At 43.7% G+C, this 11,588-nt stretch carries 10 protein-coding genes; 1 reads left to right on the top strand and 9 read right to left on the bottom strand.

Translation table 11 applies throughout. From position 1 onward, the window contains the following. Positions 1 to 15: 15 nt before the first annotated feature. The 5 genes from QK890_RS00930 to tsaD form a co-directional block, all read right to left on the bottom strand. Complete coding sequence (locus tag QK890_RS00930) at positions 16 to 174, bottom strand: DUF4295 domain-containing protein (RefSeq protein ID WP_005777897.1); 159 nt, start codon at positions 172 to 174, stop codon at positions 16 to 18. Positions 175 to 193: 19 nt separating this feature from the next. Further along, on the bottom strand, positions 194 to 382 hold the full coding sequence (gene rpmG, locus QK890_RS00925; protein WP_002560155.1) for a 50S ribosomal protein L33: 189 nt from the start codon (positions 380 to 382) through the stop codon (positions 194 to 196). Between the two features lie 22 nt (positions 383 to 404). Continuing rightward, entirely contained in the window at positions 405 to 665 is a 261-nt protein-coding gene (gene rpmB / locus QK890_RS00920) for a 50S ribosomal protein L28 (RefSeq protein WP_002560154.1), read from the bottom strand. 121 nt (positions 666 to 786) lie between these two features. Continuing rightward, positions 787 to 2,019 carry a CinA family nicotinamide mononucleotide deamidase-related protein gene (locus tag QK890_RS00915; RefSeq protein WP_032539267.1) on the bottom strand — a complete coding sequence of 411 codons (1,233 nt, stop codon included), beginning with the start codon at positions 2,017 to 2,019 and terminating at the stop codon, positions 787 to 789. A gap of 68 nt (positions 2,020 to 2,087) precedes the next feature. After that, positions 2,088 to 3,107: a tRNA (adenosine(37)-N6)-threonylcarbamoyltransferase complex transferase subunit TsaD gene (gene tsaD, locus QK890_RS00910; protein ID WP_005777909.1), complete on the bottom strand. Its 1,020-nt coding sequence runs from the start codon at positions 3,105 to 3,107 to the stop codon at positions 2,088 to 2,090. Between the two features lie 200 nt (positions 3,108 to 3,307). On the opposite strand from tsaD, the gene QK890_RS00905 reads away from it, so the two are divergent. Next, the gene (locus tag QK890_RS00905) at positions 3,308 to 7,744 is read left to right on the top strand and encodes a translocation/assembly module TamB domain-containing protein (RefSeq protein WP_032539266.1); all 4,437 of its coding nucleotides are present in this window, start codon (positions 3,308 to 3,310) and stop codon (positions 7,742 to 7,744) included. 108 nt (positions 7,745 to 7,852) lie between these two features. Here the strand turns inward: QK890_RS00905 and QK890_RS00900 are convergent, their stop codons facing one another. From QK890_RS00900 to QK890_RS00885, 4 genes are all read right to left on the bottom strand, one after another. Further along, positions 7,853 to 8,233, bottom strand: coding sequence for a YccF domain-containing protein (locus QK890_RS00900; protein WP_005820355.1), 381 nt, complete (start codon positions 8,231 to 8,233; stop codon positions 7,853 to 7,855). An 88-nt stretch (positions 8,234 to 8,321) separates the two neighbouring features. Beyond that, the gene (proS, locus tag QK890_RS00895; protein WP_032531019.1) at positions 8,322 to 9,815 is read right to left on the bottom strand and encodes a proline--tRNA ligase; all 1,494 of its coding nucleotides are present in this window, start codon (positions 9,813 to 9,815) and stop codon (positions 8,322 to 8,324) included. 179 nt (positions 9,816 to 9,994) lie between these two features. Then, positions 9,995 to 10,759, bottom strand: a complete 765-nt coding sequence (locus tag QK890_RS00890) for a CDGSH iron-sulfur domain-containing protein (protein WP_005806300.1) — start codon at positions 10,757 to 10,759, stop codon at positions 9,995 to 9,997. A gap of 84 nt (positions 10,760 to 10,843) precedes the next feature. Then, positions 10,844 to 11,578, bottom strand: coding sequence for a TIGR02757 family protein (locus QK890_RS00885; RefSeq protein WP_022011379.1), 735 nt, complete (start codon positions 11,576 to 11,578; stop codon positions 10,844 to 10,846). Positions 11,579 to 11,588: the final 10 nt, after the last annotated feature.

Genomic DNA, 11,588 nt, shown 5'->3' with positions numbered 1-11,588 from the left:
TCTAATGCAACCGGCTTATTTCTTAAAAAAGTCTTGTACTTTTTCGTTAGGAACCATTTGTTCATCAAAAATGTAAGCTCCAGTCTTCGGAGATTTAACCATTTTGATAACCTTAGTATAAGCACGACCTTCTTTAGATCCTTCGTGCAAACTTGCTACTGTTTTCTTTGCCATGGGTTATACTCTTTCTTTTTTATTTAATTTCTTTGTGTACTGTTACTCTCTTCAGAATCGGGTTGTATTTTTTCAACTCAAGTCTTTCTGTAGTATTCTTTCTGTTCTTAGTTGTGATATAACGAGATGTTCCCGGCATACCGCTATCTTTGTGTTCTGTGCATTCCAGAATCACCTGAACTCTATTACCTTTTGCTTTCTTTGCCATAATCAGTTTCTCCTCTTACGTTTTAGCCAATAACTTTAATGGTTTTCCAATCACAATACCCTTTGGCAACTGCATCATTCAGAGCAGCGTCCAAACCTTTTTTATTAATAATACGCAAACCAGCAGCGCAGAGGCTCAGGCTGATCCAGCAGTCCTGTTCTACATAGTAGAACTTTTTGTTAAACAAGTTCAAATCAAAGGTTCTCTTAGTTCTTCTCTTTGAGTGTGAAACATTGTTGCCAATCATGGCTTTCTTTCCGGTAATTTGACAAATCTTCGACATTTCTATCTTATTTTTATAGTTTTAATCTATACTTCTTTCAAACAGAGCGCAAAGTAAGCACTTTTATAGATATAAAACAAGCATTTCTTAAATAAATTCATTATTCAGCAGTAATTTTTCTTCATTTCACCAATTTTCGAAGTAACAGAAGAGCATTATTACCTGCTCTCTCCACATTCATTTCTCTTCCGCGGTCAGTTTCCTGCTTCATAGTGCAAATTTCATTTTTATAGGCAGCAGCAATCCAGACTGTACCAACAGGCTTCTGCTTAGTACCTCCGCCAGGACCTGCGATACCCGAAGTGGCGACTGCACAATCAGTTTTCAGCGCTTCCATCGCACCTTTTACCATCTCAATTACGGCTTCCTCGCTTACAGCACCTTTCTTTTCAAGCGTTTCCATCGATACCCCCAGCAATTTCATCTTTACTTCATTAGAGTATGCCACTACACTTCCTTTAAAATATTCCGAACTTCCGGCAACCGAAGTAACACGGGCTGCAATACTTCCACCGGTGCAACTTTCTGCGGTGGAAAGGGTCAATTTCTTCTTTTTCAGAAGTTCCCCAATCAGAATCTCAATCGGTGTATCTTCTTCATCCAAAATATCTTCACCTAAAATGGCTTCCAATTTGGCGCTCTCAACATTTAAGTATGTCTCTACTTCCTGACGATCTTGTCCACGTCCTGTCAATCTCAAACGAATCAAACCGGGTTTAGGCAAGTAAGCAAGTTTAATACAGGACGGCAGCGCCACCTCCCAAGACTCCAGTTTTTCAGCCAGCACTGATTCCGGATAGTTTTGCACAGTAAAAGTACGATGTACAATGGCATCTGTATGAAACTTTGCGCACAAACGAGGAATCACTTCTTCACTCATTACCGTAGCCATCTCCTGAGGAACACCGGGCATGGAAACAAGCACTTTACCATCCTTTTCAAACCAACTGACAGAGGCACTTCCCACCCGATTATTAATGACCGTACAATTCTCTGGCACCATCGCCTGACTCTTATTCAACGCATTCATCGGTATTTTTCCAGCTAATACCCGCTTCACATTTTCAAACACAGCCTCACTGAAAATCAGTCTGGTACCAAAATATTCACAAAGGGTTTGTTTGGTGATATCATCCTTAGTAGGACCCAAACCACCTGTCATCAATACAATATCCGCCCTTTTCATCGAGGCATCCACTGCTTCGGTTATCTCTTCTGCACGATCACGTACAGACACTACACGAATAACTTCGATACCGACTTTATTTAATTCGCGTCCCATCCATGCCGAATTAGTGTCAGTCACCTGGCCTATCAGCAACTCATCACCGATGGTTATTATCTCTGCAAACATGACTTTTTTTATTTAGCTTTCTCAATATTATAGATATAAAGAAGAAGAAAGATCTACCCTCTTTTCTTTTATAAAGTCACACGTGAATAAGCCGGCAATTCCATAGGACAGAAGTCTTTATCCTGATATTTAAAATATCCCGTAATAGCGATCATTGCAGCATTGTCCGTGGTATAGCTAAACTTTGGAATAAAAATCTTCCAGCCATACTTCTCCGCATGCTCACGGAAAGCATTACGCAAACCGTTATTGGCGGACACACCACCTGCTACAGCTACCTCGTTAATCTTATACTGTTTGGCTGCTTTACGGAGTTTATCCATCAATATATCTACAACAGTCGCTTCAAGAGAAGCGGCTAAATCAGTCTTATGATGTTCGATGAAATCGGGATCTTCTTTCATCCAATCACGCAACGAGTAAAGAAACGATGTCTTCAATCCACTAAAACTATAGTCCAACCCCGGGATGTGGGGTTTGCTGAATGTATAAGCTTTCGGATTGCCCTGACGTGCCAAACGGTCAATAATAGGACCGCCCGGGTAACCAAGCCCCATCACTTTTGAACATTTGTCAATAGCTTCTCCGGCAGCATCATCAATTGTCTGTCCCAGAATCTCCATATCATTGTATGCCTTCACCAGTACGATTTGAGAATTACCCCCGGACACCAACAAGCAAAGGAATGGGAAAGTGGGTTGTTCATTCTCTTCACCCTTTTCTTTAATGAAATGTGCTAATACATGTCCTGTCAGATGATTAACATCGATCATGGGAATGTTTAATGAGCGGGCAAACCCTTTCGCAAAAGATACTCCCACCAGCAACGATCCCATCAGTCCGGGACCTCTCGTAAAAGCTACCGCACTCAATTCCTCTTTCGTCACCCCTGCACGTTTCAATGCTTCATGCACCACAGGTACTATATTTTGCTGATGCGCACGTGATGCTAATTCGGGTACTACACCACCGTAAGCTTCATGCACCGCCTGACTGGACACTACATTCGACAACAGAAAACCATCTTTTATTACCGCAGCCGATGTATCGTCACAGGAAGACTCAATTCCTAATATAATTGTACTCATACGCTTTTTGATATTTAAACGATGCAAAAGTAATGATAAAAGTAGGATTCATAACGAACTATTTTATATTTTTGTTCGCAAAATAAAAACAACCGCTTATCAGAACGCTGAAGAAGACTGTACGCTGGGTTATCGGTATTATATTAGGTATATATATCGGAACTATCATTTTGCTGAATATTCCTTTTATTCAGCGAAATATGACCACGTTTGTCGCAAAAGAACTATCCCGGACATTAGGTACTGAACTGACTATCGGTAAGATAGATATCGGACTATTGAATCGTATCATCATAGACGATGTGCTGCTCGACGATCAATCGGGCAAAGAGATGCTTAAAATTACTCGTCTTTCCGCCAAGTTTGATATTATCCCCCTATTCAACGGAAAAATCGCAATCAGCAGTGTACAATTGTTCGGCTTTAACATCAACCTGAACAAACCTACTCCGAATACGGACCCTAATTTCAAATTTGTCCTTGACGCATTTGCCTCTAAAGACACAGTAAAAACAGACAAGAGCCTCGACTTGCGTATCAACTCTATATTGATACGCCGTGGTAAGTTGGCTTACGATGTACTGTCGGAAAAAGAAACTCCCGGAAAGTTCAACCCCCAGCATGTCAAATTGCATAATATCATTGCCAACATCTCTCTCAAAGCACTTCAAGGCGATTCGATCAATGCGGCCATCAAACGGCTAAGCGTGGATGAACAATCGGGCTTTGAGCTGAGAAAGTTGAGCCTGAAAGTCATAGCTAATGACAGAGGCATGAAAATAGAGAATTTTGCTATAGAAATGCCGGGTACCGAAATGAAAATGGATACCATTCGGATGGAATATGACAGTTTGGGAGCACTCAATCATTTTGCCGATGAAGTCCGTTTCTCTTTCCGTACTCTGCCATCCTACGTGACCCTGAATGATATTTCAGCTTTTGTTCCGGCACTATCCAACTTTAAAGAAAAGCTGGATCTGGGCATCGATGTAGAAGGCACACTCAACCAGTTGAACTGCAAAACGCTGGAAATTAATGCAGGCGATAAATTCCGACTGAAGGGAGATGTCTCTTTACAGGATCTATCACGCCCGCAAGATGCCTATGTATACGGGCATCTTGCCAATCTATCTGCTAATAACGATGGAATCGGATTCCTGGTACGCAACCTGAGTCCGCATTACAATGGGGTTCCTCCTATTCTGCAGCGTTTAGGAAATGCTTCCTTTCACGGTGAAATATCGGGGTATTTCACAGATTTGGTCATGTACGGTCTGTTTCGTACCAACATTGGTTCTGTCCAAACTGACTTAAAGCTCAGTTCCGATAAGGCCAAAGCCTTGTTTTCTTATTCGGGAGGTGTAAAGACCACCGACTTCGAACTGGGACAGTTGCTGGATAACAAGCAACTGGGCAAAATTACCTTTAATCTGAATGTTCAAGGCAGCCACTACCGTAACCAGTACCCCGCCATCACGCTAAAAGGCCTGATAGCTGCCTTTGAATACAGTAATTATAAATATGAGAATATCACACTCGACGGAGAGTTCGAACGTGGCGGCTTCGACGGAAAGGTAGCACTGGATGATGAAAACGGTTCGATACATTTAAATGGTAACATTAATGTAGTCGAGAAAATCCCGACTTTCAACTTCAATGCTGTAATAGATAAAGTACGCCCGCACGACTTGAACCTGAGCAAGGATTATCCGGACGCAGAATTCTCTCTGAAGCTGAAAGCTAACTTCCGTGGCGGTTCCATCGATGAAATGATAGGTGAAATCAACATAGACAGTCTACAATTCACCGCACCCGAAAAGAATTACTTTCTGGATAATATCAACATCATAGCCACTCGACAAGACAAACAAAACCAATTGAAACTGACCTCCAGTTTCCTGAAAGCAAGTATTGAAGGTAATTATCTGTATCACACACTTCCGGCAAGCGTAATGAATATTATGCGGCGATATATTCCTTCATTGATCCAGCCGGATAAGAAGCCGATTGAAACGAATAACAACTTCAGTTTCGATGTCCACATATTCAATACAGAACTGCTGTCTACCGTATTCGACATCCCATTGAAGATATATACTCACTCGACTGTAAAGGGTTACTTCAATGACCAGGCACAGCGGCTGCGAGTAGAGGGCTATTTCCCCCGGCTACAATATCAAAACACGTTTATCGAGTCCGGACTGGTGCTCTGTGAAAATCCTACTGACCAGTTCAAGGCCAAGATACGGTTCAATAACCTGAAAAAAGAGAGTGCCGTAAGCATCTCACTGGATGCGCAAGCCCAAAATGATACCATAAGTGCCAACATCAATTGGGGCAATAATACCATCAATACTTATAGTGGACGATTATCCGCTGCTGCCAGCTTCTTCCGCAAGGCCGAAGAAAAGTCGGCACTGAAAACAGTCGTAGACATCAAGCAGACAGACATTATCCTGAACGACACTTTGTGGCAGATTCATCCGTCACAAGTAGTAGTAGATTCGGGCAAAGTAGATGTAAACGATTTCTATTTCTCGCATAAAGACCGTCACATCCGCATCGACGGACGCATCTCGGAACATGCCGAAGATACACTGAAGGTAGACCTGAAGGACATCAATGTGGGTTACGTATTCGATGTGGTAGATTTTGACGATGTGGACTTTAAAGGAGATGCCACCGGAACGGCATATGCCAGTGGCATTTTGAAGGAGCCGGTCATGAATACCCGCTTACATTTTAAAAACTTCACTTTCAATGATGCTTCTTTGGGAGCAATGGATATTTACGGAGCATGGGAGAACGACAAACGTGCCATCTTCCTGGATGCTCACATGGAAGAAGAAGGGCTATCGAAAACGCACGTCATCGGGCACGTCTATCCGTTAAAGCCGGAAAGTAAACTGGATTTGAATATAGAAACGGAGCATACAAACATTCAGTTCCTCCAATATTTCATGCGTTCCATTGTCGAAGACCTGCATGGACGTACCAGCGGCAAAGCTCATTTCTATGGAAAATTCAAGGAACTCAACATCGAAGGGGATCTGATGACAGATGCGTCGTTGAAGATAGGAATATTAAACACATCATTTGCCGTAAAAGACACTATCCGTCTGTCCACCACCGGTATCACTTTCGACAATATACATATCGCAGATATGGAAGGGCACCAAGGCACGATGAACGGCAAACTGAATTTCAGGCATTTCAGGGATTTGAGCTATCACTTCGAATTCAACGTGAACAACATGTTACTGATGGACACGAAAGAAAGCTCTGATATCAACTTCTACGGAAAAGTGTATGGAACCGGCAATGCGATGCTGGTTGGCAATCCGCAGGAACTGCAAGTCAATGCAGCCGTCACGACCAACCGCAATACCAATTTTGTCTACATAACCAATGCCACTGCTTCAGCAGCCAGCAACCAGTTCATTAAGTTTATCGACAAAACTCCGCGCAGATTCGTTCAGGATTCCATCAATGTAATATCAGAATATGAGCGGCTGCAGCAGGAGATGGAGGAGGAAGAGACAAAAACGGATATCCGCCTGAATCTGTTGATAGATGCTACTCCGGACGCTACTATGAAAATTATCATGGACCCCATTGCCGGAGACTACATCAGCGGTAAAGGCTCCGGCAACATACGGACAGAGTTCTTTAATAAAGGAGATGTGAAAATGTTCGGAAACTACCGCATCAGCCAGGGTATTTATAAGTTCAGCTTGCAGGAAGTCATCCGCAAAGACTTTATCATAAAAGACGGAAGCAGTATCACTTTCAACGGTCCCCCGTTGGATGCGACGCTCGATATACAAGCCAGTTATACGGTGAACTCTGCTTCGCTGAATGACCTGATCCCCGATGCCGCAGACCCGATCACCCAGCAACCCAATGTAAAGGTGAATTGCATCATGAACCTGACCGGAATTCTCTGGCGCCCCAATATTAAATTAGGTATCGAACTCCCCAACGAACGGGACGAGATACAGACGCTGGTACGCAATTACATCAGTACGGAAGAGCAGATGAACATACAGATACTCTATCTGCTGGGTATCGGCAAGTTCTATCCACAGGAGAGTACCGGAGGCACCCAAAACTCCAATATGACATCGTCAGCCCTATTCTCTACCCTGTCCGGACAGTTAAACAATCTGTTATCGCAGGTATTCGATAACAACAACTGGAACATCGGAACGAATCTCAGTACCGGTGACAAAGGCTGGACGGACATGGAAATAGAAGGTATCCTGTCCGGGCAGTTATTGAACAACCGTCTGATTATTAATGGTAATTTCGGCTACCGGGATAATCCGTTAGCTAATACCAATTTCATCGGAGACTTTGAAGCGGAATGGCTGCTCAACCGCTCAGGAGACATACGTCTGAAGGCGTATAATGAAACGAACGACCGTTATTATACACGGACCAACCTGACTACCCAAGGAATCGGTATCATGTACAAAAAAGATTTTAATAAATGGAGTGAACTTCTCTTCTGGAATAAATGGAAGTTGAGAAACCTGAGAAAGAAACAGGCTGCCGCACGGGACAGCATCCCGAATGACACGGTAAAAGACATCACCAAAGCTAAATCGGAAATGAAAAGAGAGCATCCAATGTGACGCTCTCTTTTCTTCAGTCTTTATTTTCGTATGTCTCTCTTACAAAGAAAGAATACAAAAACGGAAAGTGTATGAATACCGAAAAGGGATGTGAAGAAGATAGAACGATTAAAAGCCCTTATCGACAATAACCTTTCCGAAGGGAGTCAGAGCCAGTCCGGCAAGTTTGAAGTGTTGTCTCCCGAATGGTATACCAATGATTGTGATACAAAGCAGAATCCCCCATCCCAGGTGAGAAAGGCTGATCCAAATTCCACCAAGAAACAGCCAGACTATATTCATTATGATACTGAGGCAACCTCCCGAATCGGGGGTGCTCCTCACCTCTTTGCCGAACGGCCATAAAGCAAGCCCAGCCAGTTTCAGAGTCTGAAAGCCAAATGGAATACCAATAATGGTAACCATCATCAAGAGACTTGCAATAAGATACTCTATCGCAGTAAAAATGCCGCCACACAGCAGCCAGATAAGATTCAAGAATGGATTCATAGGCTATTAGAATAACGGTAGTAAAGAAAAAGGTCGGAAGTTCATTTAGGTACCTCCAACCTTTTTTCCTTATACCTTATATTAATTATTAATAAGAACGAGCAAATATCACACGGCAAGCAGAAGGTTTGCCGGTTACCATACACTTACCGGGCTCTTTGTCACCTTCAACAAACGAATCGAACGGGATACAACGAATAGTAGCTTTTGTCTCTTCCTTGATCTTCTCTTCTGTTTCCGTAGTTCCGTCCCAATGAGCCAGAATGAAACCGCCCTCTTCGATTTTTTCCTTGAATTCATCGTAGCTGTCTACCTTAGTGATACGTGAATCGCGATAAGTACACGCTTTCTTGTAAATGTTGGCCTGAATCTCTTCCAACAGATTTTGAACATATGTCTCGATACCATCGCAAGTAACGGTCTCTTTCTCCAATGTATCGCGACGCATCACCTCCATCGTATTGTTTTCCAGGTCGCGTCCGCCCATTACCAGACGAACCGGTACACCCTTCAGTTCATAATCGGCAAATTTGAAGCCCGGTCGTTTGTTATCGGCATTATCATATTTGACCGAAATGCCCAATGCCTTCAGCTTCGCTACAATACCTTCTACCTTGGCATCAATCTGTTTCAGCTGCTCGTCATTCTTATATATAGGAACGATCACTACCTGAATCGGAGCCAGATGCGGAGGTAATACCAGACCGTTGTCATCCGAGTGGGTCATGATCAATGCACCCATCAGACGGGTAGAAACACCCCATGAAGTAGCCCATACGTACTCAAGCTTATTTTCTTTATTAACAAACTGCACATCAAACGCTTTCGCGAAGTTCTGTCCCAGGAAGTGAGACGTACCACTCTGTAACGCCTTGCCGTCCTGCATCATCGCTTCAATGGTATAGGTGTCAAGCGCACCGGCAAAACGTTCATTGGCCGACTTCACCCCTTTCACCACCGGAACCGCCATGTATTTCTCTGCAAAGTCAGCATATACATTCAGCATACGGATTGCTTCTTCTTCTGCCTCCTCACGTGTTGCATGTGCCGTATGGCCTTCCTGCCACAGGAATTCTGCTGTACGGAGAAACAGTCGTGTACGCATCTCCCAACGGAAAACGTTTGCCCACTGGTTGCATAAGATAGGCAGGTCACGATAAGACTGAATCCAGTTTTTATAAGTATTCCAGATGATTGTTTCGGAAGTCGGACGGATAATCAGTTCTTCTTCCAACTTTGCAGCAGGGTCAACCACCACACCCGAACCATCTTCGGCATTCTTCAGGCGGTAGTGAGTAACTACGGCACACTCTTTGGCAAAGCCTTCCACATGCTCAGCTTCACGACTCAAGAATGATTTTGGAATCAGCAACGGGAAATAAGCATTCACATGTCCGGTTTCCTTAAACATATCATCCAGCTGACGTTGCATTTTCTCCCAAATAGCGTATCCGTAAGGCTTAATCACCATACATCCGCGTACAGCCGATTGCTCTGCCAAATCGGCTTTCACTACCAAATCATTATACCACTGCGAATAGTTTTCGCTGCGTTTGGTCAGGTCTTTCAGTTCTTTTGCCATTATATTTTTCTTCTTTTAAAGTTTTCTATCTTCAAAACAGGATGCAAAAATACTAAAAATGGGTGAACTGTGATCATTCTTTATCTATAATTTTAAGAGGGAACCCGGCAGGGCAGTTCATAAACAAGCCGGTTTATCGATTGACAACCGGCTTATTTATGATTTTTCAGAAAGCAGAATCACCACTTCTTGCCTTTTTCTTCCAACAGAAGTCCGTCACTGAATCCCATGGAAGCATGCGTACCGTCGCAAAACGGTTTATTGGACGACTGTCCGCAACGGCACAAAGTCACCCTGTTTCTGATTGTATAGCTTTTGCCATCCGCACTCTCTATGCGGATACCGCCTTTTACCCAGATAGGTCCGCTCACTCTGATTCCAGGATCCTCAATAATACCGATAGAGGGCTCAAAAGGCGGTTCGAAGACTTTTTGCGTCTCTTTGTCCCAAACGACGAGCCGCCCGGCAGGACAATGGCCGGCCTCGCGACGGACAAGTTCACGCTCTTCTTCGGTTTCAGCGAGTTGTACCAGATTCCAGATTCGGCCGCGTGCATCGCAGAAACGGGCAAAAGCACAATACTTTTCGTTATCGGCAAGCACCATGGCGGGGCCTTCCAATTCCTCGGCTTCTTCAAGTAACGGACGTTTGTTATTGGTTTCATTAGAGTCCCAATCGGTGGCACGCTTATGAGAACCGTCACAGAAGGGTTTATGGCGGGAATGCCCGCAACGGCACAGAGCTACCGGAGTGGCCGAACTGTCGAAACTCAGCCCGCGTTGATACACCCACGAAGAACCTTCTTCATTGGGAAGAATAATTTCCTGGTCAATGGGAGGATTACCATAAACAAGATAAGGGCCGTCAGGAGTTATTTTGATATAATACTTCTCGGGTGCTTGCCGACTGCCCTCTTCTACTAAAATTTCTTCTTTCTTAGTCATAATTTTACGCCATAAGGAGGTTTAACATATCCTTTATCGCTTAAAGAACAGATAGTCAAACTAAAAAGTTTCTTATAACACCGTCTAACTTCTTACGGATTCGTTGATACCAAACCCGAAAAGTGCAAAGTCTCCCTTCACCGGATCATCCGGCCATATCTCCCGCAATGCATCGGTAATACAACGCGCAGTCTTCAGACATTTACGTGCATCGGTCAGTCCAAGATCGACTGAAATGCGATGCACATGCGTGTCGAGAGGAATAATCAGATCCGAAGGATCAAAACTCCGCCAGATACCCAGATCCACAGGAGAATCCCGACGAATCATCCAGCGCAGGAACATACACATCTTTTTCGCTTCGGAAGCACTTGCCAAAGCAGGCATCCCATTGATATGTCCGAACACGGATTGCAGTCTTTCCAACGGAGTACCCCAAGAAAGCGAATGGCACAAATGCGACTCCAGGTCTTCATGTTCCTGATAGGCCGCATACAAAGCCTGACAAAGTAAATAGAAATCATTCCAGGAATAATAACGATAGAAGCTGGTTTTTACTCCTCGATATTTCTTCCACTCCTCACTAAGTATATACCGGTAAGGAGCATTCGAGAACAGTTCACGGTCAATCCGGTCGCCGCTTTTGATAATAGCCTTCCGGTTTCCGGTAGCAATCCAAGAAGCTACCAGGGCAGAGATCTCAATATCGGCCTTGCCGGTATAGCGATGTGGAAACTGTACAGGGTCATCCATAATAAATTCGGCTACCTCGTATTTATCTGCCAAAAATGCAAGTTTATTCTTTAGTTCTTGTTTCATAAACGTTAGA

This window comes from Bacteroides sp. NGMCC 1.200775 (assembly GCF_040798045.1).
Lineage (GTDB): Bacteria > Bacteroidota > Bacteroidia > Bacteroidales > Bacteroidaceae > Bacteroides > Bacteroides hominis.
This window is presented reverse-complemented; position numbering and strand designations above follow the sequence as displayed.